General features: G+C 65.5%; 23 protein-coding genes. 9 read left to right on the forward strand and 14 right to left on the reverse strand.

All coding sequences use genetic code 11. From position 1 onward, the window contains the following. Window positions 1–93 precede the first annotated feature (93 nt). Window positions 94–672, forward strand: coding sequence for a TetR/AcrR family transcriptional regulator (locus TQ29_RS15020; protein ID WP_054539818.1), 579 nt, complete (start codon window positions 94–96; stop codon window positions 670–672). 8 nt (window positions 673–680) lie between these two features. On the opposite strand, the gene TQ29_RS15025 is transcribed toward TQ29_RS15020, so the two are convergent. Both TQ29_RS15025 and TQ29_RS15030 read right to left on the reverse strand, forming a co-directional pair. Then, complete coding sequence (locus TQ29_RS15025; protein WP_054539819.1) at window positions 681–1,670, reverse strand: NAD(P)H-quinone oxidoreductase; 990 nt, start codon at window positions 1,668–1,670, stop codon at window positions 681–683. 2 nt (window positions 1,671–1,672) lie between these two features. Continuing rightward, window positions 1,673–2,383 (reverse strand): COQ9 family protein, encoded by a 711-nt coding sequence (locus tag TQ29_RS15030; RefSeq protein WP_054539820.1) that lies wholly within the window; start codon window positions 2,381–2,383, stop codon window positions 1,673–1,675. A 112-nt stretch (window positions 2,384–2,495) separates the two neighbouring features. Here TQ29_RS15030 and rpsU point away from each other — a divergent pair, with 112 nt between their 5' ends. Beyond that, window positions 2,496–2,702: a 30S ribosomal protein S21 gene (rpsU, locus tag TQ29_RS20385; protein ID WP_037207819.1), complete on the forward strand. Its 207-nt coding sequence runs from the start codon at window positions 2,496–2,498 to the stop codon at window positions 2,700–2,702. Between the two features lie 168 nt (window positions 2,703–2,870). Here rpsU and ppk2 read toward each other — a convergent pair whose 3' ends face one another. Beyond that, window positions 2,871–3,788, reverse strand: a complete 918-nt coding sequence (gene ppk2, locus TQ29_RS15040; protein ID WP_054539822.1) for a polyphosphate kinase 2 — start codon at window positions 3,786–3,788, stop codon at window positions 2,871–2,873. Window positions 3,789–3,972: 184 nt separating this feature from the next. Here ppk2 and TQ29_RS15045 point away from each other — a divergent pair, with 184 nt between their 5' ends. Beyond that, window positions 3,973–5,421, forward strand: coding sequence for a TrkH family potassium uptake protein (locus tag TQ29_RS15045; protein ID WP_054540471.1), 1,449 nt, complete (start codon window positions 3,973–3,975; stop codon window positions 5,419–5,421). A gap of 4 nt (window positions 5,422–5,425) precedes the next feature. Here the strand turns inward: TQ29_RS15045 and TQ29_RS15050 are convergent, their stop codons facing one another. Further along, window positions 5,426–5,884 (reverse strand): Lrp/AsnC family transcriptional regulator, encoded by a 459-nt coding sequence (locus tag TQ29_RS15050; RefSeq protein ID WP_037207824.1) that lies wholly within the window; start codon window positions 5,882–5,884, stop codon window positions 5,426–5,428. A gap of 135 nt (window positions 5,885–6,019) precedes the next feature. Between TQ29_RS15050 and ald the strand changes: the two genes are divergently transcribed. Beyond that, entirely contained in the window at window positions 6,020–7,138 is a 1,119-nt protein-coding gene (ald, locus tag TQ29_RS15055; protein ID WP_054539823.1) for an alanine dehydrogenase, read from the forward strand. Between the two features lie 55 nt (window positions 7,139–7,193). Here the strand turns inward: ald and mscL are convergent, their stop codons facing one another. After that, on the reverse strand, window positions 7,194–7,622 hold the full coding sequence (gene mscL / locus TQ29_RS15060; protein WP_054539824.1) for a large conductance mechanosensitive channel protein MscL: 429 nt from the start codon (window positions 7,620–7,622) through the stop codon (window positions 7,194–7,196). A 150-nt stretch (window positions 7,623–7,772) separates the two neighbouring features. Between mscL and TQ29_RS15065 the strand changes: the two genes are divergently transcribed. After that, complete coding sequence (locus TQ29_RS15065) at window positions 7,773–8,474, forward strand: glutathione S-transferase family protein (RefSeq protein WP_054539825.1); 702 nt, start codon at window positions 7,773–7,775, stop codon at window positions 8,472–8,474. A gap of 6 nt (window positions 8,475–8,480) precedes the next feature. Here the strand turns inward: TQ29_RS15065 and TQ29_RS15070 are convergent, their stop codons facing one another. The 6 genes from TQ29_RS15070 to pyk all read right to left on the reverse strand — a co-directional run bounded on the left by TQ29_RS15070 (window position 8,481) and on the right by pyk (window position 15,244). Continuing rightward, the gene (locus tag TQ29_RS15070; protein ID WP_054539826.1) at window positions 8,481–9,143 is read right to left on the reverse strand and encodes a phosphoribosyltransferase; all 663 of its coding nucleotides are present in this window, start codon (window positions 9,141–9,143) and stop codon (window positions 8,481–8,483) included. Between the two features lie 78 nt (window positions 9,144–9,221). Beyond that, window positions 9,222–11,621: a phenylalanine--tRNA ligase subunit beta gene (gene pheT, locus TQ29_RS15075; protein ID WP_054539827.1), complete on the reverse strand. Its 2,400-nt coding sequence runs from the start codon at window positions 11,619–11,621 to the stop codon at window positions 9,222–9,224. A 114-nt stretch (window positions 11,622–11,735) separates the two neighbouring features. Further along, window positions 11,736–12,809 (reverse strand): phenylalanine--tRNA ligase subunit alpha, encoded by a 1,074-nt coding sequence (gene pheS / locus TQ29_RS15080; protein WP_054539828.1) that lies wholly within the window; start codon window positions 12,807–12,809, stop codon window positions 11,736–11,738. A 176-nt stretch (window positions 12,810–12,985) separates the two neighbouring features. Further along, complete coding sequence (rplT, locus tag TQ29_RS15085) at window positions 12,986–13,348, reverse strand: 50S ribosomal protein L20 (RefSeq protein WP_037207842.1); 363 nt, start codon at window positions 13,346–13,348, stop codon at window positions 12,986–12,988. A 12-nt stretch (window positions 13,349–13,360) separates the two neighbouring features. Further along, entirely contained in the window at window positions 13,361–13,561 is a 201-nt protein-coding gene (rpmI, locus tag TQ29_RS15090; protein WP_037207844.1) for a 50S ribosomal protein L35, read from the reverse strand. Window positions 13,562–13,798: 237 nt separating this feature from the next. Beyond that, complete coding sequence (pyk, locus tag TQ29_RS15095) at window positions 13,799–15,244, reverse strand: pyruvate kinase (RefSeq protein WP_054539829.1); 1,446 nt, start codon at window positions 15,242–15,244, stop codon at window positions 13,799–13,801. Between the two features lie 144 nt (window positions 15,245–15,388). Between pyk and TQ29_RS15100 the strand changes: the two genes are divergently transcribed. From TQ29_RS15100 to TQ29_RS15115, 4 genes are all read left to right on the forward strand, one after another. Then, window positions 15,389–16,129, forward strand: coding sequence for an N-formylglutamate amidohydrolase (locus TQ29_RS15100; protein ID WP_054539830.1), 741 nt, complete (start codon window positions 15,389–15,391; stop codon window positions 16,127–16,129). Between the two features lie 9 nt (window positions 16,130–16,138). After that, on the forward strand, window positions 16,139–16,483 hold the full coding sequence (locus TQ29_RS15105; RefSeq protein WP_037207849.1) for a 5-carboxymethyl-2-hydroxymuconate Delta-isomerase: 345 nt from the start codon (window positions 16,139–16,141) through the stop codon (window positions 16,481–16,483). Between the two features lie 16 nt (window positions 16,484–16,499). Continuing rightward, entirely contained in the window at window positions 16,500–16,814 is a 315-nt protein-coding gene (locus TQ29_RS15110; protein WP_054539831.1) for a DUF1244 domain-containing protein, read from the forward strand. Between the two features lie 140 nt (window positions 16,815–16,954). Continuing rightward, the gene (locus TQ29_RS15115) at window positions 16,955–17,806 is read left to right on the forward strand and encodes a calcium-binding protein (RefSeq protein WP_054539832.1); all 852 of its coding nucleotides are present in this window, start codon (window positions 16,955–16,957) and stop codon (window positions 17,804–17,806) included. 20 nt (window positions 17,807–17,826) lie between these two features. Here TQ29_RS15115 and TQ29_RS15120 read toward each other — a convergent pair whose 3' ends face one another. The 3 genes from TQ29_RS15120 to dgcN all read right to left on the reverse strand — a co-directional run bounded on the left by TQ29_RS15120 (window position 17,827) and on the right by dgcN (window position 20,746). Next, complete coding sequence (locus tag TQ29_RS15120) at window positions 17,827–18,687, reverse strand: D-amino-acid transaminase (protein WP_054539833.1); 861 nt, start codon at window positions 18,685–18,687, stop codon at window positions 17,827–17,829. A 10-nt stretch (window positions 18,688–18,697) separates the two neighbouring features. After that, entirely contained in the window at window positions 18,698–19,663 is a 966-nt protein-coding gene (dgcA, locus tag TQ29_RS15125) for an N-acetyl-D-Glu racemase DgcA (RefSeq protein WP_054540472.1), read from the reverse strand. Between the two features lie 81 nt (window positions 19,664–19,744). Further along, window positions 19,745–20,746: an N-acetyltransferase DgcN gene (gene dgcN / locus TQ29_RS15130; protein ID WP_054539834.1), complete on the reverse strand. Its 1,002-nt coding sequence runs from the start codon at window positions 20,744–20,746 to the stop codon at window positions 19,745–19,747. Window positions 20,747–20,894 lie beyond the last annotated feature (148 nt).

Below are 20,894 nucleotides of genomic sequence, written 5' to 3' on the forward strand. Positions count from 1 at the left end.
GGACATTGGGTGCAGACTGTGCGGACCACGAGATCAACCCCCAAAAAGCGCAGCCCCGGGCGACCGGAGGTTCTGGATCAACAGTCGCGCCGCGTGATTCTGCTGCGTGCCGCGGAGGCCGCGTTCACAGAACGAGGATATGACGCCGCCACGATGGAGCAGATCGCCCAGATTGCAGGAATGTCAAAAAAGACGCTCTATCAGGCATTCCCAGATAAAAATAATATTTTCACAGAGTTAATAACTGAGTTGGACATCTTCCCGGACGCCCGGACAGAGGCGGAAACCAGCCATGATGACCCGGAAACAGAACTGCACCTGCGGCTCTGCGCCCTGGCGCAGTATATCTTGTCTCCACGGCAAATCATGCTGACCAGACTGATGATTTCTCAAGCCGGCCGGTTACCCGATTTGCCCGCATCGTTTCACGCAAAGGTGATGACAAAAGGTTTCACCTATATTTTCCACAGCACGGCGCGCCTCACGGCGCAATCGGCATCCCTTCCGACCGAGCGGACGGAGGCGTTGACCGGTGTCTTGATCAGCGTGCTGCTTGGTGACTGGCATCTGCGCACACTGTTCGGCAGCGAGCCGCCCTCTTCGACCGACATATCGGTTCGGGCACAAGAAGCTATCCGCACCGCCTTTCCCCCGTCAGGCACGACACCGTAACAAAGCCGCTACCCCACCTTCAGAACGATCTTGCCGATATGGCTGCTGCCTTCCATCCGCGTATGGGCGGCGGCGGCCTCGGCCAAGGGAAACTCGGAATCCATCACCGGGGCGACCCGCCCCGCCGCCAGCAGCGGCCAGACATGCGCCCGCAGCTCTTCCGCGATCCGGGCCTTGGCGAGATCCGATTGCGGCCGCAGGGTGGACCCCGTGACCGTCAGCCGCCGGGCCATGATCTGGGCGAAGTTCACCTCGGCCCTGGGGCCGGACAGAAAGGCGATGTGCATCATCCGCCCGTCATCGGCCAGCGCCTTGATGTTGCGGGGAATATAGCTGCCCCCGACCATGTCGAGAATCAGATCCGCCCCGCCCTCGGCGCGCAGCACCTCGACGAAATCCTCCTTGTGGTAGTTGATCGCCCGCTCGGCCCCGAGCGCGGTGCAGGCGGCGCATTTCGCGGCCGATCCCGCGGTGGTGAACACCCGCGCGCCGAACACGTTCGCAAGCTGGATCGCCGTGGTGCCGATGCCGGACGAACCGCCATGCACCAGGAACCGCTCCCCCGCTTTCAGGCCGCCGCGCATGAACACGTTGGACCAGACGGTAAAGAAGGTTTCCGGCAGGCAGGCCGCCGCCTTGAGATCCATCTTGGCGGGCACCGGCAGGGCATGGGCGGCGGGCGTGGCCACATATTCGGCATAGCCACCGCCGGGCAAAAGCGCGCAGACCCTCTCGCCCACCGACAGGCCCGAGACGCCCGCGCCGATCGCCACCACCTCTCCGGCGCCCTCCAGCCCCGGCAGATCGGATGCGGAGGGCGGCGGCGCATAGGCCCCGGCCCGCTGCAGCGCATCGGGGCGGTTCACCCCGGCATAGGAGAGCCGGATGACGATCTCGCCGGCGGCCGGAACCGGCACCGGGCGTTCGGTCAGGCGCAGCACCTCGGGCCCGCCGGGCTGTGAAATCTCCACGGCGCGCATGGTTTTGGGAAAGGTCATCGTCACTCCTGTGTTTCGCCGCCATAGGTGCCGGGCATGTCCGTGCGCGGCGGTTTCGACGGGGCCTTCACCCGGCCCAGCATCCAGGCCGGGGCTGCGAGAAACGGCTTGAGCAGCACGCTGTCCCGCATCCGTGCCTTGACCTTCTCGAACCGCATCACCCCGTCGATGCGGCGATCCAGAAACTCCCATGTGCGGCTGTAGCCGGGGCTGTCATCGCCCAGCCAGTAGAGAACGGTGGAGCCATAAACCCCCGACAGGGTCATGCGCTTGGTGTACCAGTTCACGTCATCGGAAGTGTCGCCCAGGGTGCGCCAGATCAGATCGGCGGTGTCCCAGACGGCCCTCGCCCCTTCGCCCGCATGTTGCGGAAGCGCGAAGAGCGCGGTGCCCCGGCGCACCACCTCGCGATCCTCGACCGCCTCCAGCCGGAAGCGCACGGCGGTGGCGATTCGGTCGCGCAGACGCATGGCCGACAGATCCGCCGCCGCCAGCCGGGCCGCCATCGCAGCGTCGCCGCGCCTGTGATAGGCGATCGCCAGATCGACGGCGCCGCGCGGGCAAAGCGCCCGCGCCAGCGCGGGTTCCACGCCGGATTCGGCCACTGCGGCGCGGAAGGTGGCCTCGCTCCAGCCATCGAAGGCGACATGGGGCAGGGCCGCATCCAGAAGTGCGATCCCGGGATCGTCGGTTTTCGGCGGGTCGGTGGGCATGGTCGGCCTCCTTTCGGGTTGAAACCAGTGTAGACAAGCCGGGGCTGCTTTGCTATACGGCCCCCTCCTGCGAATTGATGAAACTCCAGACTAGAAAGGTGGTGAAAACCACATGCAGGTCAGTGTTCGCGACAACAATGTCGATCAGGCGCTTCGTGCCCTGAAGAAGAAACTGCAGCGCGAGGGTGTGTTTCGCGAAATGAAGCTCAAGCAACATTTCGAGAAACCGTCCGAGAAGAAAGCGCGCGAGAAGGCCGAGGCGATTCGACGCGCCCGTAAGCTCGCACGCAAGAAGGCGCAGCGCGAAGGCGGTCTCTGAGGCCCTTTTCGACAGCGAACCCGGGCGGCAACGCCCCTTGATGACCCCCGAGCGAAGGCCCGGGGGTTTGTCTTTTCCAGCGGATCGCATCCGATCCACCCGGCGTTCATCCCTCCGTCGCGGTCGATTTTCGCGCGAAGACGCCCGTGAGCGCTGGTGATGACCGGCTCAATACACTTTCGGCACGTAAAGCTCATCGGGCAGCACCTTGCGCTCATAGTCGGGGTTGAACACCCGTTCCGGCAGGGTCACCTTTTCGCTCGGGACCTCTTCATAGGGGATTTTCGACAGAAGATGCTCGATGCAGTTCAGCCGCTCGCGCTTTTTGTCGTTGCCTTCGACGATATACCACGGCGCCTCGGGGATGTTGGTGCGGGCGAACATGTCTTCCTTGGCCTTGGTGTATTTTTCCCACCGCACCCGGCTTTCCAGATCCATCGGCGAGAGTTTCCACTGTTTCATCGGATCGTGGATGCGCATCAGAAAGCGAAGCTGCTGTTCCTCGTCGGTGATCGAGAACCAGTATTTCAGGACGATCACGCCCGAGCGTACCAGCATCCGCTCAAATTCGGGAACGTCCTGGAAAAAGGTCTCCACCTGATCCTCGGAGGCAAAGCCCATCACCCGTTCCACCCCGGCGCGGTTGTACCATGAGCGGTCGAACAGCACGATCTCGCCGCCCGCCGGCAGGTGCGGCACGTAGCGCTGGAAATACCACTGGCTCTGTTCGCGCCGCGACGGCGCCGGCAGGGCCACCACACGGGCCACGCGCGGGTTCAGCCGCTGGGTGATGCGCTTGATCACGCCGCCCTTGCCGGCCGAATCGCGCCCCTCCATGATCACCAGAACCTTGGCGTTGGTGTGCTGCACCCAGTCCTGCAGCTTGATCAGCTCTGCCTGAAGCCGCAGAAGGTTGCGGAAATAGACCTTGCGGTCGAGCATGTTGGGATGTTGCTTGTTGTAGATCTTGCGGATCTCCATCGACAGCATCGGCTCGCTGAATTCGATCTCGAAATCCTCGTCCAGCGTGTCTTCAAGCTCGGCTTCCAGCCAGTCCCTGGTGATGTCCTCTTCCGGCCTGTCCATTCTGCGCGTTCTCCTGTGTGATCTGCCGCGACATGCGAGCGATGCGTCCGGCACGACTCGTCGCTAACAGCGCTGTTTGAACGTTTTGTGTCAGAAAAACGGGCGCGGGGGCAGCCCCGCCCGGCCCAGGGCGCGCCGCCGCTGCTTGACTCGGCCTGACGGCGCGCCCATGCATCTGCCTATCATGCTTGATCTGCGCCCGGTCGGATATGTTCTCGGTCTTCTGCTCGTTGCGCTTGGCGGGCTGATGCTGGCGCCCATGGCGCTGGATCTGGCCCGGCATGACACCAACTGGCACGCGTTTCTGGAAACGGCGATCCAGACGATGCTGACAGGCGCCGTTCTGGCGCTGTCGTGCCAGAGCAGGCTGACGCGCAGCCTGTCGCTGCGGCAGGGCTTTCTGCTGACGGCGGCGATCTGGGTGATCGCGCCGGTGTTCGGCGCCCTGCCCTTCGTGGAAGGCGCCCCCCATGCCAATTTCACGGATGCCTATTTCGAGGCGGTATCGGGCATCACCACCACAGGTTCCTCGGTCTTTACCGGGCTCGATTCGCTGCCGATGGGCGTGCTTTTGTGGCGCGGTCTCCTGAACTGGCTGGGCGGGCTGGGCATCGCCTTTGTCGCCATGATCTTTCTGCCGGTGATGCGTGTGGGCGGCATGCAGTTCTTCCGTGCCGAAGGGTTCGACACTTTGGGCAAGGTGCTGCCCCGCGCGCCTGACATCGCGCGCATGCTGTTGGTGCTTTATGTCGGGCTGACCCTCCTTGCCGCCCTCTCTTATCTCGCCGCGGGCATGACCCCGCTGGACGCGGTGGTCAACGCGTTCGCCACGATCTCGACCGGCGGGTTTTCGACCTCTGACGCCTCTTTTGGCAAGTACAGCGGCCCGGCGGAATATGTGGGCGCGCTGTTCATGATCCTGGCCAGCCTGCCCTATATCCGCTTTGTCCAGCTCGCCGCCGGCAACCCGCGGCCACTGCTCTCCGACCCGCAGGTGCACGCCTATCTGCGCTGGCTGGCCGTGGCGGTGGGCATGGTCGCGGCCTATCGCCTTGTGACAGGCGAGGAGGCCACCGAACCGGTTCTGCGCCAGAGCCTGTTCAATATCGTCTCGATTTTCTCCGGCACCGGCTTTGGTTCGGCCGATGTGGCCGGTTGGGGGCCGTTTCCCGTTGTCGTGGCCTTTCTGGTGGGGATGATCGGCGGATGCACCTCTTCAAGCTCCGCCAGCATCAGCGTGTTTCGCTGGCAGCTGACCTTTCTGGAGCTTCGGGCCCAGATCGTGCGGCTGCACGCCCCCTCGCGCATGCAGGCCGTGAAGTATGACGGGCGGCCGGTGGACCGCGACGTGCTGGACGCGCTCGTGCTCTATGTGGGCGGCTATATCCTGACGCTGGGCGTTCTGATCATCGCGATGGACATGATCGGCGTCGACGCGGAATCGGCCACATTCGCGGTCTGGACCTCGATCGGAAATATCGGCTTCGGTTTCGGCCCGCTGGTGGCGCGCACCGGCACCATGACCGACTTTCCCGATGCCGGAAAGTGGATCATGGTGCTGGCGATGCTGATGGGCCGGCTTGGCCTGCTGACCATCTTCGTGCTTTTGATGCCCCGCTTCTGGCGCTGGTAGCGGGCTAGAGCGGCAGCGCCGTGGTCTTGAACACCGTTTTCAGGGCAAAACTCGAATGCATCTGCGCCACCCCCGGCAATCGGGTCAGATAGCGGCGGTGGATGCTGGCGAAATCCTCGCTGTCGCGCGCCACGACCTTCAGCAGATAGTCGAAACTGCCCGCCATCAGGTGGCATTCCAGAACGTCCGGGATCCGCGCCACCGCCTTTTCGAACGCATCCAGAAGCTCGTCCGCCTGGCCCGACAGGGTGATCTCGACAAAGACCGTGGTCGGCCGCCCCATCTTGCGCGCGTCCAGAAGCGCCACGTAGTCGCGGATATAGCCTTCGCCCTCCAGCCGGTTCACCCGCCGGTGACAGGCCGAGGGCGACAGGTTGACCCGCTCTGACAGTTCGGCGTTGGACATGCGTCCCGCTTTCTGCAGGGCCGTCAGGATTCGCCGGTCCGTATCGTCCAGTTCCATTCGCGCGCACGATCCTTCTGTGATTTCGCCCAAGCCTGCATGATTTCTTCACCGACCGACAGGTTTATGCGAAATATTTCGCGGCAATTTTGCGCCGTTGCGTGCAGAATGCGGAAAACAAGGAGAGATGCCTGAATGATTATCGGATGCCCGAAAGAGATCAAGCCGCAGGAATTTCGTGTGGGCATGACCCCGAACGCCGCGCGCGAGGCCGTGGCCCATGGCCACCGGGTGCTGATGGAAACCGCGGCCGGCAATGGCGCGGGCTTCACCGATGCCGATTATACCGCCGCCGGGGCCGAGATTGTGGCCACCGCGCAAGAGCTGTTCGCCCGCGCCGGGCTGATCGTGAAGGTGAAGGAGCCGCAGCCCGAAGAACGCAAGCGCCTGCGCGAGGGGCAGGTGCTGTTCACCTATCTGCACCTTGCCCCCGACCCCGACCAGACCCGTGACCTGCTGGAAAGCGGCGTGACCGCGATCGCCTATGAAACGGTGACGGACGCGCAGGGCGGGCTGCCGCTTCTGGCGCCGATGTCAGAGGTTGCCGGCCGCCTGGCGCCGCAGGTTGGCGCCTGGACGCTGCAAAAGGCCAATGGCGGGCGCGGCGTGCTGCTGGGGGGTGTGCCCGGCGTCGGCCCGGCCAGGGTTTTGGTGATCGGCGGCGGGGTGGTCGGCACCCACGCGGCGCGGGTGGCGGCGGGCATGGGCGCCGATGTGACCGTGCTTGACCGGTCGCTGCCCCGGCTGCGCTATCTTGATGACGTCTTCGGCGGGCTGTTCGGCACCCGCTATTCCTCGGCCGGGGCGATGGCGGAACTGTTGGCCGAGGCCGATCTGGTGGTGGGCGCGGTGCTGATCCCCGGCGCGGCGGCGCCCCGGCTGGTCAGCCGCGCGCAGCTTTCGACGATGAAGCCGGGGGCGGCCATCGTCGATGTCGCCATCGATCAGGGCGGATGTTTCGAAACCTCGCGCCCCACCACCCACGAAGACCCGATCTATGCGGTGGACGGTGTGATGCATTACTGCGTGGCCAACATGCCCGGCGCGGTGGCCCGGACCGCGACGATCGCGCTTGGCAATGCCACCATGCCCTTCCTGCTGGCGCTGGCCGACAAGGGCTGGCGGCAGGCCTGCGCCGACGATCCGCATCTGCTGGCCGGGCTGAACACCCACGCCGGGCGGCTGACCTGCCTTGCGGCCGGCCAGGCGCTGGGGATCGACGTGCTGGCCCCGGCGCTGGCCCTGAAGGGCTGAGCGAAACGCAAAAGGCCCGCCGAAACGGCGGGCCTTTTCAGATCTGTGCCGGCGATCAGGCCTTTTTCAGCAGATCGCGGATATCCATCAGAAGCTCTTCCTGAGTGGGGCCCGACGGTGCTTCCGGCACGACCTCGCCCTTGGAAATGGCCGCGTCCTTGATCTTGTTGACATAGCGCACAAGCATGAACACCACGAAGGCGATGATCAGGAAGTTGATGACGGCGTTGATGAACGCGCCATAGGCGAACACGGCCGCACCGGCATCGCGCGCCGCCGCCAGCGAAGGATAGTCGCCCTCGCCCTTGAGCACGATGAACATGTTCGAGAAATCGATCCCGCCGATGATCAGGCCGATGATCGGGTTGATCAGGTCAGCAACCAACGAGCTGACGATGGCCGTAAAGGCCGCACCGATGATGATACCCACGGCCATGTCCATGACATTGCCCTTGGCGATGAAATCCTTGAATTCCTTAAGCATTTTGTCCCCGCGTTTCGCGTTTGTTTAGAATGCGGGCCGCAAGAAGCCTTTGCGCGATCCCCTTTGCATCATAGCACGATATTGCATGGCGCCCGGGAGTTTTTAGGGGAATACTCGCCCCGATGTCCCCGAAACCCGCAAGGAGCCTCCATGACCCGGCTTGCAGATTTCCCGATCACGAAACGCTGGCCCCCGCGCGATCCCGCCGCCATCCAGTACTATGGCTTTCCGACGCCGAACGGCCTGAAAGTCTCGATCATGCTGGAGGAAACCGGGCTGCCCTATGACGCCCACACCGTTTCTTTCGCCGAGAACGCGCAGTTCAGCCCAGAATTCCTTGCGATCAGCCCCAACAACAAGATCCCCGCGATCATCGACCCCCAAGGCCCCGGCGGTGCGCCGCTGCCGCTGTTCGAGAGCGGCGCGATCCTGATCTATCTGGCCGAAAAGACCGGGCAGCTCTTGCCCGCCGATCCCGCCGGGCGGTACGATGTTCTGCAATGGCTGATGTTCCAGATGGGGGGCATCGGGCCGATGTTCGGGCAGATGGGGTTCTTCGTGAAGATGGGCGGCAAGGATGTGGCCGACCCCATCCCGCGCGAACGCTACGTGCAGGAAAGCATCCGCCTGCTCAAGGTGCTGGACAGGCAGCTTGACGGGCGGGATTGGGTTTGCGGCGATTACTCAATCGCCGATATCGCCATCTGCCCCTGGCTGCGCACGGTAACGGGGTTTTACGAGGCCGGGCCGCTGGTCGGCTGGGACACGCTGGCGAACGTGCCCGCTTATCTGGACCGTTTCATGGCCCGCCCGGCGGTGCAGCGCGGCCTGCTGCAGCCGCCGCGAGGCTGACGCACCTCAGCCGTTCGCCGACGGCGCCGCGCTATCCCAGACCGAGCGCAGCGCCTCGACCACCGCGGCGTCGCTGACCTGATCGAACACCCGGTAATGCGCGCCGACCGCGTAAAACGGGCGCGGCACCTCCAGGCAGATCACCTTGTCGACAAGCGCCGCCATTTCGGCCAGGGAATCGCCGGGCGCCACCGGCACCGCCAGCCAGATCGCCGCCGGGCCGCGTTTGCGCAACGCCTTCAGCGCCGCCCTGACGGTGGCGCCGGTGGCGATGCCGTCATCCACCACGATCGCCGTCCGCCCCTCGACCGTGACCGGCGTGCGGCCGCCAAGATACATCTTCCGGCGGTTTTCGATCTCTTCCAGCTTCGCGGCGATACTGTCGGCGAAGTCCGTCTCTGTCAGGCCCATCGAGCGCAGAAGGCCGTCATTGAACACCACCTCATGCGCCGGCCCGTCGACCACGGCGCCGGCGGCAAGCTCCGGCTGGCCTGGCATCCCGATCTTGCGCACCAGAAGAAGGTCGAGCGGCGCAGACAGCCGCCTGGCCACCGGCACCGCCACCGGCAACCCGCCACGCGGCAGCGCCAGAACCACCGGCGCCGCCGGCGCGGCCTTCTCCAACGCGTCGGCCAGCATCTCTCCGGCCTCGGCCCGATCCTGAAACATCGCATCCCCCGCAGCGGCAGCAGCACGGAGTATAGTATGCCCCCGTGCCGCGCTCTTGCATAGCCGCCGCGGCGGGGCTTATCCGCGCAGTACGCCGCCGGTGGCCTTGCCGACCTTCTCGACGATCCTGGCGGCCACGGCCTCGATATCCTTTTCCTTCAGCGTCGCGTCGGTGGGTTGCAGCCGTACCGTGATGGCGAGCGATTTCTTGCCCTCGCCCAGCGCGCCGCCGATGAATTCGTCGAACACCCGCACCTCTTCGATCAGCGCCTTGTCAGCCCCGGCGGCGGCGTTGACCAGCGTCAGCGCCTCTACCCCCGCATCGACCACGAAGGCAAAATCGCGCTCCACCGCCTGCAGATCGCTGACGGCGAGCGCCGGGCGGGCGGCGGCCTTGTTCTTGGGGAAGGGCGGCTGTTCAAGGAACAGGGTGAACCCCACGGCGGGGCCCTTTACATCCAGCGCGGCCAGCACCCTTGGGTGCAATTCGCCGAACGCGGCCAGCACCTTCTTGGGGCCAAGGCAGATCTGCCCCGACCGGCCGGGATGCCAGAAATCCGGCGCGCCGCGCAGGATCTGCGCCTTGGCCGGCGCGCCGATGGCCGACAGCACCGCCTCGAGATCCGCCTTGGCATCGAAGACATCCACCGGGCGGCGGGCGCCGTGCACATCCCTGGGCCCGGAATGGCCGACCAGCAGGCCGGAGGCCAGCAGGTGCTGCTCTTCCGGCTCGGCGCCGTGAAAGGCGGGGCCGACCTCGAACAGGGCCAGATCCATGAAGCCGCGCGCCTGATTGCGGGCGGCGGCCTGCAGCAGACCGGGCAGCAGCGCCGGGCGCATATGGCTCATCTCCGACGAGATCGGGTTTTGCAGCATGGTGGCGTCATCGCCGCCCCCGAACAGCGCGGCGGCGCCCTGATCGATGAACGAGTAGGTGACGCATTCATTATACCCCAGCGCCGCGATGCTGCGCCGCGCGATCTGTTCGCGCTTTTGCATCGGCGTCAGGATGCCCTTGGGCACGCCCACATGGGTGCGCGGCAGCGGCCGCCCCTGCAACCGGGTCAGCGAGGCGACGCGCGCCACCTCTTCGACCAGATCGGCCTCGCCCAGCACATCGGGCCGCCAGGACGGCACATGCGCCATGTCACCCTCGAGGCGGAACCCCAGCGCGGTCAGCGTTGAACGCTGTTCATCCGCGTCGATCTCCATCCCCACCAGCGATTGCACCCGGTCGGTATCCAGACGATAGGCGCGGCTGACATCGGGCATGTGCCCGGCCACCACAACCTCCGACGCCTCGCCGCCGCACAGATCCATGATCATCCGCGTGGCCTGCTCCATGCCTGCGGGCGTCCATTCCGGGTCGATCCCGCGTTCGAAGCGGTAGCGCGCGTCGGAGTTGATCTTGAGCGCGCGGCCCGTCATCGCGGTACGGATCGGATCGAAATAGGCGGCCTCGAGGAACACGTTCACTGTGTCTTCGGTGCAGCCGGTCGCGGCCCCGCCCATCACACCGCCAAGGCTTTCCACGCCGCGGCTGTCGGAAATCACGGTCATCCCCGGCGCCAGCGTGTAGGTCTTGTCATCCAGCGCCGCGAAGCTCTCTCCGCCTTCGGCCGCATGCACCCGCAGCGCGCCCTTCACCTTGTCGGCGTCGAACACATGCAGCGGGCGGTTCATGTCATAGGTGAAGAAGTTGGTCACATCGACCAGCGCCGAGATCGGGCGCAGCCCGACCGCCTTCAGCAAGGTCTGCAGCCATTGCGGGCTCGGCCCGTTCTTCACGCCCCGGATCACCCGGCCGTAGAACACCGGGCAGGCCTTGTGCTGGGTTTCACGGTCAATGGTCACGTGGATCGGGCATTTGAACGTGCCCGGCACCGGCGTGGCCACCGGCGGGATCAGCGTGCCCAGCCCCCGCGCCGCCAGATCGCGCGCGATGCCATGCACGCCCAGCGCATCGGGGCGGTTGGGGGTGATGGCGATCTCGATCACCGGATCGACCTTGGCGGGATCGTTCTCGGCCAGCCAGTCGGCAAAGCTTTGCCCCACCTCGCCCGAGGGCAGCTCGATGATGCCGTCATGTTCGTCGGACAGTTCCAGCTCGCGCTCGGAGGCCATCATGCCGTGGCTTTCGACGCCCCGGATCTTGCCGATCGAAAGCGTCACATCGATGCCGGGGACATAGTCGCCGGGTTTGGCCAGCACCACGGTGATGCCCGCCCGCGCGTTGGGCGCACCGCAGACGATCTGCTTGTCGCCCTCGTCGGTTTCCACGACGCAGACGCGCAGCCTGTCGGCATCGGGGTGCTGCTCGGCGCTCTTGACCTTGGCGAGGGTGAAGGCGCGCAGCTTTTCGGCCGGGTTTTCGACGCCCTCGACCTCCAGCCCGAGGTCGGTCAGGGCATAGAGGATGTCATCCAGTGACGCTTGCGTGTCGAGGTGCTGTTTCAGCCAGGAGAGGGTGAATTTCATTGGTTCAGTCCTTTATCGGCAGCGTCTTTTGGACATGTTCAGACGTGAGCGAAGCCCGGTCAGAAACGTCACCCCCGGATCGCTTGCGATCCTCTGTTCCGCAAAGCTCTGGTGTCACCGCGACAGCCCCCCGTGCAGCGTCGGCACATCCAGCGCGCTGAACCCGTAGTGCCGCAGCCAGCGCAGGTCTGAATCGAAGAACGCCCGCAGATCGGGGATGCCGTATTTCAGCATCGCGATCCGGTCGATGCCCAGGCCAAAGGCGAAGCCCTGCCATTGATCGGGGTCTACCCCCGCCGCGGCCAGCACCTTGGGGTGCACCATGCCGGAGCCCAGGATCTCCATCCAGTCGTCGCCCTCGCCCAGCTTCAGGCTGCCGCCTTCCCAGGAACAGCGGATGTCGACCTCGGCCGAGGGTTCGGTGAACGGGAAATGCGAGGCGCGGAAGCGCAGCTCCACCTCGTCGACCTCGAAATAGGCGCGGCAGAACTCTTCCAGCACCCATTTCAGGTTGGCCATGGAAATGTCGCGGCCGATCGCCAGCCCCTCGACCTGATGGAACATCGGCGTGTGGGTCTGATCCATGTCCATGCGATAGACACGGCCCGGCGCGATCACCCGGATCGGCGCGCCCTGCTTTTGCAGCGCCCGGATCTGCACCGGGCTGGTATGGGTGCGCAGCACATGCGGGGGCCGGTCGTCGCCCTCGGCCCGGTGCATGAAGAACGTGTCATGCTCTTGCCGCGCGGGGTGTTCGGGCGGGATGTTCAGCGCGTCGAAATTATACCAGTCGCTTTCGATCTGCGGGCCTTCGGCAACGGCAAAGCCCATGTCGGCGAAGATGGCGGTGACCTCTTCCATCACCTGGCTGACGGGGTGGATGGTGCCGGCGCGGCGCGGGCGGCCGGGCAGGGTGACATCCAGCCATTCCGAGCGCAGCCGCTCCTCGAGCGCGGCGTCGCCCAGCGCGGCTTTGCGGGCGGCCAGCGCGCTGTTGATCTCGTCTTTCAGGGCGTTCAGCGCGGGGCCGGCGACCTGGCGCTCTTCCGGCGTCATGCGGCCCAGCTCGCGCATCTTCAGGCTGATCTCGCCCTTCTTGCCGACGGCCTGCACCCGCAGATCCTCCAGGCTGGCCTCGTCGGCCGCGCCTGCGATGGCGTCCAGATATTTCTGCCTCAGATCGTCCATGCGGACCCCCCTGATTTTGTCCGGGTTCCTGCTATCACAGGCCCCCCTGAATGCAAGCCGCTCATCCGCCCTGACGGGCGTCTTCGCCGCCCCGCGCGAGATGCGCCGCTGAAACGAAAAAGCCGCGAGACCCGTCTCCGGGCTCGCGGCTTTCAAACTGACCCTCTGAAAGAGGTTTACGCGAGCGCGGCCTTCGCCTTGTCGACGATGGCACCGAACGCATCGGGTTCGTTCACGGCCAGATCGGCCAGAACCTTGCGGTCAACCTCGACCCCGGCCAGCGACAGGCCGTTGATGAAGCGCGAATAGGTCAGCGCCTCGTCATGGTTGCGGACGGCGGCGTTGATCCGCTGAATCCACAGGGCGCGGAAGTTGCGCTTGCGGTTCTTGCGGTCGCGCGTGGCGTATTGGTTGGCCTTGTCGACGGCCTGGGTTGCGGTCTTGAACGCCGTGCTGCGGCGGCCGTAGTAACCCTTGGCGGCCTTGATGACCTTCTTGTGACGGGCGTGAGTGGTAACGCCACCTTTGACTCGGGACATATCAGAACCTCCTTAGCGTGCGTACGGCATCATCGACTTGACGATCTTCTCGTCAGGGGCCGACAGCGTGGTGGTGCCGCGCGCGTTGCGCAGGAACTTGTTCGTGCGTTTGATCATGCCGTGGCGCTTGCCGGCCTGTGCGGCGACAACGCGGCCCTTGGCCGTGACCTTGAACCGCTTCTTGCAGCTCGATTTCGTCTTCATCTTGGGCATTTCCGTCTCCTCGAATTCATGAGCGGTGTAAGCGCGACTCGGCATGCCACTTTGGCCGGTCGCGCCGGATGGAGAGCGCCGTATAAAGCCCGCCGCCCGGGCTGGCAAGCGATTAGTTCATAGCCCCCGGCACCCGGGCGAAGGCGCCCGACAGCGGCGCCGGGCCGGAATGCCGACCGTGCGGCCGATGACAAGAGCCAGCGCACCGCCTCATGCCCCCTTTCCCCTGAGGGCGGGTTACTCGGGGTCGGTGCGGAAAATCAAACGTTCCTCGCAGGGGGCGACGCGCAGGATGTTGGTCGTGCCCGGTTCGTTGAAGGGCACGCCCGCAGTCACGACGATCTGGTCTTGCTCGGTCGCATAGCCGCCTTCGCGGGCCGCGCGGGCGGCGCTGACCACGGCCATCTTGAAGCGATCGACCTCGCCGGTGAAGAAACACTGGATGCCCCAGGTCAGGCACAGCCGGCGCGCGGTGGCGGCGAACGGCGTGAGCGCCAGGATCGGCACCCGCGGCCGTTCCCGCGCGGTCAGGGCGGCGGTGGTGCCGGAATGGGTGAAGCAGCAGATCACCTTGATATCGGCGGTCTCGGCGATCTCGCGCGCGGCGGCCACGATGCCGCCGGCCACGCCGGGCCGCGATGCGCCGCGGCTGGCCTCGATCACCTCGCGGTAGGTCGGGTCATGCTCGACCTCTTCGGCGACGTTGTTCATCGTGGTCACCGCCTCGATCGGATAGGCACCGGCGGCGGATTCCGCAGAGAGCATCACCGCATCCGCGCCTTCATAGATGGCTGTTGCCACATCCGATACTTCGGCCCGTGTCGGCACCGGGCTTTCGATCATGCTCTCGAGCATCTGGGTGGCCACGATCACCGGCTTGGCCGCGGCCCGGCAGGCCCGCACCAGACGTTTCTGGATCGGCGGCACGTTCTGCACCGGCAGTTCCACCCCCAGATCGCCGCGCGCCACCATGATTCCGTCCGAGACCTCGAGGATTTCGGCGAAGTCCGTTACCGCCGCCGGCTTTTCGATCTTCGACAGGATCGCGGCACGGCCCCTGACCAGCGTGCGCGCCTCCAGCACATCCTCGGGCCGCTGCACGAAGGACAGCGCGATCCAGTCGACGCCCAGTTCGCAGACGAATTCGAGATCCTTTCTGTCCTTCGGGGAAAGGGCGGCCAGCGGCAGCACCACATCGGGCACGTTCACGCCCTTGCGGTTGGAAATCGTGCCGCCGACCATGACCGTGCACTCGGCGAAATCGGCGCCGCATTCTTCCACCTTGAGCCGGATCTTCCCGTCATTCACCAGCAGGGTCGCGCCGGGTCTGAGCGCCTGGAAGATCTCCTTGTGCGGCAGGCAGACCCGCCTGGCGTTCCCCTCCGCGGGATCCAGATCAAACCGGAACGGCTCTCCCACGACAAGTTCTTCGCTGTCTCCGGAAAAAACGCCGCACCGCAGTTTCGGGCCCTGCAAATCCGCCAGAATGGCGATCGGGCGGTCCAGATCCTTTTCGATCTGCCGGATGATCGTGTGCCGTTCGCGGATCTCATCGTGCGAGCCATGGCTCATGTTCAGGCGGAACACATCGGCGCCGGCTTCGAACAGGGCCCGTATCATATTGTAATCATTGGAGGACGGGCCAAGTGTGGCTACGATTTTGACATTGCGGTGGCGTCTCATGCGGGGCGCGTCTCTTCTTTCATCTGGAGGGGGCGGGATCTGGGCGAACTCTTCCCCATTGTTAGGCCGCCGCGAAGCCACTGACAACTGGCGCTTTCCGCGCGGCTGGCGTAGAGGGGTGTGACCTGAAAAGATGACAGGGCCATGACCTACGAACCGTTTCAGATAATTGGCGAAGATCGCCCCGGCCGCTGGCTGGTGACCTGCGACCATGCCGCCAACACCGTGCCCCCCTTTGTCGGCGGCGGCACGCTGGGCGTGCATCCCGAAGACATGGCGCGCCACATCGCCTTCGATCCGGGCGCCGCCGGGGTCACGACGCGGCTGGCCGAACTGCTGGACTCTCCGGCCATCCTCTCCAATTTCTCACGGCTGGTGATCGACCCCAACCGGGGCGAGGATGACCCGACCCTTCTGATGCGCCTTTATGATGGCACCATCATCCCCGGCAACGCCCGCGCCGACGCCGAAGAGCTGGAGCGGCGGCTGGCGCGCTGTTACCGCCCCTATCACGATGCGCTGGCGCGGCTGGCGGCGCGGCGCGAGGATACGGTGATCCTGGCCATCCACAGCTATACCGAACGGCTGAAGGGGCGCCCGCCCCGGCCCTGGCACATCGGCATCCTGCATGCGGCCGACCAGCGGCTGGCACGCCCGCTGATCTGGCGGCTGCGGCAGGAGCCCGATCTGTGCGTGGGCGAGAACGAGCCCTATGGCGGCCACCTGCCCGGCGATTCCATCGATCGCCACGCCGAGATTCCGGGCCGCCCCAGCACATTGATAGAGCTGCGCAACGATCTGATCGTGGACCAATCCCAGCAATATGCCTGGGCCGAACGTCTGGTCCCGATCCTGCAAGAGGTTCTGGAAAGATCCGGCGTGTAAGGAGACCCCATGCCCCATATCATCATCGAATATTCCGCCGCGCTCAGCGACACCCATGACATGGCCGCGCTGTGCGCCCGCGTGTTCGAAACCGCCGAGGCGACCGGGGTGTTCCCCGATCCCTCCGCGATCAAGGTGCGCGCCCTGCCCTGCCCCTTTTCCCTGATCGGCACCGAGCCGCAAAGCTTTGCCCATGTCACGGTGCATCTTCTGGCCGGGCGCGACGAGGCGACGCGAACCCGCGTCACCCAGGCCATTCTTGCCACGCTTGATGACAGCCTCGCCGACGTGGGCAGCCTGTCGGTGGACATCAAGGACACCAACCCGGCGACCTATGCCAAGCGTACCCTGTAAACCAGTCGGAGGCCCCATGGACGATCAGACCCGCATAGAACTGGAGGCCGCCGCCTTCCGGCGCCTGCGCCGCCACCTGATGGAAGACCGCGCCGACGTGCAGAACATCGACCTGATGAACCTGGCCGGGTTCTGCCGCAACTGCCTGAGCCGCTGGTACATGGAAGCCGCGCAGGAACGCGGCATCGAGATGTCGCAGGACGCGGCGCGCGAGACGTTCTACGGCATGCCCTATGCCGAATGGAAGGCGCGGTTCCAGGCCGAGGCCAGCCCCGAGCAGCAGGCCGATTTCGAGGTCGCCTTTCGCGAGAATGTCACCGACAAGGAATGAATCCCGCGATTTCCGGGCCGTCTGGCAACAATCCCGCCCCCGCCGCGCGATTGCCCGGCGGCCGGAAACAACGGCCCCGAATTCTTCTGGCACCCCGGCCTAAAGCCCTGTTAACTCGGGCTTAATGACTGGAGATTCCCATGCTCGCACTGCTTTTCCTGCCCGCCCTGATCGGCACCATTTTCGCGATTGATCAGCTTAGCGAAGACAACGACGATTCCGACGATCCGAACGCGCCGCCCGAAGAATACGACATCTACACCGATGCCGATGAAACCATCCTGGGCGATGACGCGCCGAATTCGATCGACGCGGGCGCGGGCGATGACTTCGTCGATGCCATGGGCGGGAACGACCGGGTCGTGTTCGAAGAGGGCGACGACGAAGGAACCGGCGGCGCGGGCGACGATGTTCTGTTCGGCGGCCCGGGCGACGACCTGCTGACGGGCGGCCCCGGCGATGACGAGGTGTTCCTGGCGGATGGCGACGACGCCTCTTTCAACGTGACCGACACGGACCCGCCGCTCGACGAGGGCGACGACCTGATCCGAGGCGGCGCCGGTGACGATCTGATCGTCGACAATATGGGCTCGAACACGCTCCACGGCGATACCGGCCGGGATTACCTCGACGCCACCGACGCGCCCGGCACCGAGACGCCCGACGCCCTGTTCGGCGGCTATGGCCGCGACATTCTGCTCGGCGACGATGGTGATGTGATGAGCGGCGGCGCGGGCGATGACGCCTTTGTCGCATGGACGTCGGACCCGGGCGCGGAGATCGTGACGGTCAGCGATTTCGACCCGGAGAGCGAAATCATCTTCCTCGATTTCGACTTAGACACCTTCGGCCCGCTGGATGACAGCGACCTGACCCATGAGGTGCTGGAGGACAAGAACGCACTGATGCTGTCGGTCGCGGGCAAACAGGTGGCGCTGCTGGAAGGCGTCACCACATTCGATCCCGCGATGGTGCTGGTCCGCAGCTTCTGACCGCGGACCGGCCCGCCCGGTCAGACCGCCGCCTTGCGGCTTTCGTCCAGATAGATCTCGCGCAGGCGGGCCGCGACCGGCCCCGGCATGCCGTCGCCCAGCGAAACACCGTCGACCGACACCACCGGCATGACGAAGGACGAGGCCGAAGTCACGAAGGCCTCATCGGCCTCCTTGGCCTCTTCGATGGTGAAGGCGCGCTCTTCCACCACCATCTGCGCTTCGCGGGCAAAGCGCAGCACCGCGGCGCGGGTGATCCCGTGCAGGATTTCACTGCCAAGGTGGCGGGTGATGATCTTGCCGTCCTTCACGATATAGGCGTTGTTCGACGTGCCTTCCGTCACCTCGCCATCCTCGACCATCCAGGCGTCATCGGCGCCGGCGGCCTTGGCCATCATCTTGCCCATCGAGGGGTAGAGCAGCTGCACCGTCTTGATGTCGCGCCGACCCCAGCGGATGTCGTCGATGGAAATCACCTTGATGCCGGTTTTCGCGGCCGGCACATCGGCCAGCGTCTTGGACTGGGTGAACAGCACGATGGTGGGCGGGGTCACCTCGGGGTCGGGGAAAACGAAATCCCGGTCACCGGCCGCGCCACGGGTGATCTGAAGATAGATCATTCCCTCGTCCAGATCGTTGCGCCGCACCAGTTCGCGGTGGACCTCCAGCAGATCCTCCATCGAGATCGGCGATGGCATGTCCAGCTCTGCCAGCGATCGCTCCAGCCGTTTGGCGTGGCCCTCGAAATCCAGCAGCTTGCCCCCCAGAACAGAGGTCACCTCATACACCCCGTCGGCGAACAGGAACCCGCGGTCAAAGACCGAGACCTTGGCCTCGGCTTCGGGCAGGTACTCTCCGTTCACGTAAACTGTGCGGCTCATGGTCTGTCTCCTATCCCCAGAGGGCGGGTGCGGACGGATGCACCCCGGCCTCGTCATATGTCAGCGGCTCGGGCCGGTCTTCGGCCAGAAGCAGCGGCCCGTCAAGGTCTGTCACATCGGCGCCCTGCGCCAGCAGAACCGCCGGCGCCATGGCCAGCGACGAACCGACCATGCAGCCCACCATCACGCCATAGCCTTCGGCGCGGGCCGCATCGCGCAGCGCCAGCGCCTCGGTCAGCCCGCCGGTCTTGTCGAGCTTGATGTTCACCAGGTCATACTTGCCCTTCAGCGCGGGCAGAGAGGCGCGATCATGGCAGGCCTCGTCGGCACAGACGGGCAGCGGCCGGGCGATCTCGGCCAGCATGTCGTCGTTGCCCGCCGGCAGGGGCTGCTCCACCAGTTCCACCCCCAGCCGCACCAGATGCGGCGCAAGCTCTGCATAGACCTCGGCCGTCCAGCCCTCGTTGGCATCGACGATGATACGGGCGGCGGGCGCGCCGGCGCGCACGGACTCCAGCCTGGGCATGTCATCCGGCGTGCCCAGCTTGATCTTCAACAACGGCCGGTGGGCATGTTTCGCCGCCGCCGCGCGCATGTTCTCGGGCGTGTCGAGCGACAGGGTATAGGCGGTGATCATCGGCCCCGGTGCGGGCAGGCCGGCCAGTTCCCACACCCGTTTTCCGGCGCGCTTGGCCTCCAGATCCCACAGGGCGCAATCCACCGCGTTGCGCGCCGCGCCTGCGGGAAGGGCGCGCTGCAGGCCGGCACGATCAAGCGGCAGCGGCAGCGCTTCGATTTCGGCCGACACGCTTGCCAGCGTTTCGCCGTAGCGGGCATAGGGCACGCATTCGCCCCAGCCCTGATGCGCGCCGTCGCCGATGCGCACGGTCAGCACCTGCGCCTGGGTCCGTGACCCGCGCGAGATGGTGAAAACCTCCGCAAGGCGGAACGTGTCGGCTGTAACGGTCAGTTTCATCTTGCCCCCTTGGCGCATGGGCCTTGCCGCCCTGTCTGCCCCACCGCGATAAAGCCCGCAAGGGCCCGAAGAATGCCCGGCCTAGACCGCGCTCAGCGCATCGACCAGCCGGCCCGCGCCCTGACGGAACGGATCCACAGCCGGAAGGCCCATCCGCGCCTCGACCTCGGCCAGATGCGCCAGCGCCTGTTCCTCGGTCATGTGCTGGGTGTTGACCGAAATGCCGATGACCTGGCAGGCCGGGTTCGCCACCCGCGCCAGGGTCAGCGCCACATCGCGCAGATCCTCCAGCGATGGCAGCTTGTACCCCGGCAAGCCGCGCATATGCGGCCGCGTCGGCTCGTCGCACAGGATCAGCGCATCGGGCTGGCCGCCATGCACCAGCGCCATGGTGACCCCGGAATAGGAGACGTGAAACAGGCTGCCCTGCCCCTCGATCATGTCCCAGTGATCCGCGTCATTGTCCGGCGTCAGCCATTCGACCGAGCCTGCCATGAAATCCGCCACGACCGCGTCCAGCGGCACACCGTCTCCGGTGATCAGAATGCCGGTCTGCCCGGTCGCGCGAAAGCTGGATTTCAGGCCGCGCACCTTCATCTCGCTGTCCATCGCCAGCGCGGTATACATCTTGCCCACCGAACAATCGGTGCCCACGGCCAGGCACCGCTTGCCGCTGCGCGGCACCCCGCTGGCGATCGGATATTTCACCGACGGCACCCGAACGTCATGCAACTGCCGCCCGCAGGCGGTTGCGACCGCCGCCAGATCCGGCTCGTCGCGCAGCAGGTTGTGCAGCCCGCTGGCAAGGTCGAAACCTTCTTCCAGCGCCGCCACCAGCACCTTTTTCCACGCCGGAGAGATGATCCCGCCGCGGTTGGCCACACCGATCACCAGCGTCCGGGCCCCCGCCGCCTTGGCCTCGGCCAGCGACATGTCGGCCAGCCCCAGATCGGCCTTGCAGCCTTCCATCCGGTACTGCCCCACCGCGTGATCGGGCCGCCAGTCACGGATGCCCTGCGCAACCTTCGCGGCCAGCGGATCGGGCGCGTCGCCCAGGAACAAAAGATAAGGTGTTTCGATCATTGGTGTATCTCCGCAAAAGTTCTGGCAAGGCTAACAGCGCGCGCGGGAATGTCCTCTCTATCTTGCTGCGCATGCACGGGCCGGGTGGAAGAAACTTCGGATCGCAGGCAGTGTTGTCGAAGAATCGTGCAAAACGCCCCTTTCATCC

Source organism: Actibacterium sp. EMB200-NS6 (assembly GCF_001305615.1).
Lineage (GTDB): Bacteria > Pseudomonadota > Alphaproteobacteria > Rhodobacterales > Rhodobacteraceae > Actibacterium_A > Actibacterium_A naphthalenivorans.

Excerpts from the sequence above, each read along its gene's own strand:
- TQ29_RS15025 (WP_054539819.1), bottom strand. The coding sequence starts at position 1,670 with ATGACCTTTCCCAAAACCATGCGCGCCGTGGAGATTTCACAGCCCGGC.
- TQ29_RS15030 (WP_054539820.1), bottom strand. The coding sequence starts at position 2,383 with ATGCCCACCGACCCGCCGAAAACCGACGATCCCGGGATCGCACTTCTG.
- rpsU (WP_037207819.1), top strand. The coding sequence starts at position 2,496 with ATGCAGGTCAGTGTTCGCGACAACAATGTCGATCAGGCGCTTCGTGCC.
- ppk2 (WP_054539822.1), bottom strand. The coding sequence starts at position 3,788 with ATGGACAGGCCGGAAGAGGACATCACCAGGGACTGGCTGGAAGCCGAG.
- TQ29_RS15045 (WP_054540471.1), top strand. The coding sequence starts at position 3,973 with ATGCTTGATCTGCGCCCGGTCGGATATGTTCTCGGTCTTCTGCTCGTT.
- TQ29_RS15050 (WP_037207824.1), bottom strand. The coding sequence starts at position 5,884 with ATGGAACTGGACGATACGGACCGGCGAATCCTGACGGCCCTGCAGAAA.
- ald (WP_054539823.1), top strand. The coding sequence starts at position 6,020 with ATGATTATCGGATGCCCGAAAGAGATCAAGCCGCAGGAATTTCGTGTG.
- mscL (WP_054539824.1), bottom strand. The coding sequence starts at position 7,622 with ATGCTTAAGGAATTCAAGGATTTCATCGCCAAGGGCAATGTCATGGAC.
- TQ29_RS15065 (WP_054539825.1), top strand. The coding sequence starts at position 7,773 with ATGACCCGGCTTGCAGATTTCCCGATCACGAAACGCTGGCCCCCGCGC.
- TQ29_RS15070 (WP_054539826.1), bottom strand. The coding sequence starts at position 9,143 with ATGTTTCAGGATCGGGCCGAGGCCGGAGAGATGCTGGCCGACGCGTTG.
- pheT (WP_054539827.1), bottom strand. The coding sequence starts at position 11,621 with ATGAAATTCACCCTCTCCTGGCTGAAACAGCACCTCGACACGCAAGCG.
- pheS (WP_054539828.1), bottom strand. The coding sequence starts at position 12,809 with ATGGACGATCTGAGGCAGAAATATCTGGACGCCATCGCAGGCGCGGCC.
- rplT (WP_037207842.1), bottom strand. The coding sequence starts at position 13,348 with ATGTCCCGAGTCAAAGGTGGCGTTACCACTCACGCCCGTCACAAGAAG.
- rpmI (WP_037207844.1), bottom strand. The coding sequence starts at position 13,561 with ATGCCCAAGATGAAGACGAAATCGAGCTGCAAGAAGCGGTTCAAGGTC.
- pyk (WP_054539829.1), bottom strand. The coding sequence starts at position 15,244 with ATGAGACGCCACCGCAATGTCAAAATCGTAGCCACACTTGGCCCGTCC.
- TQ29_RS15100 (WP_054539830.1), top strand. The coding sequence starts at position 15,389 with ATGACCTACGAACCGTTTCAGATAATTGGCGAAGATCGCCCCGGCCGC.
- TQ29_RS15105 (WP_037207849.1), top strand. The coding sequence starts at position 16,139 with ATGCCCCATATCATCATCGAATATTCCGCCGCGCTCAGCGACACCCAT.
- TQ29_RS15110 (WP_054539831.1), top strand. The coding sequence starts at position 16,500 with ATGGACGATCAGACCCGCATAGAACTGGAGGCCGCCGCCTTCCGGCGC.
- TQ29_RS15115 (WP_054539832.1), top strand. The coding sequence starts at position 16,955 with ATGCTCGCACTGCTTTTCCTGCCCGCCCTGATCGGCACCATTTTCGCG.
- TQ29_RS15120 (WP_054539833.1), bottom strand. The coding sequence starts at position 18,687 with ATGAGCCGCACAGTTTACGTGAACGGAGAGTACCTGCCCGAAGCCGAG.
- dgcA (WP_054540472.1), bottom strand. The coding sequence starts at position 19,663 with ATGAAACTGACCGTTACAGCCGACACGTTCCGCCTTGCGGAGGTTTTC.
- dgcN (WP_054539834.1), bottom strand. The coding sequence starts at position 20,746 with ATGATCGAAACACCTTATCTTTTGTTCCTGGGCGACGCGCCCGATCCG.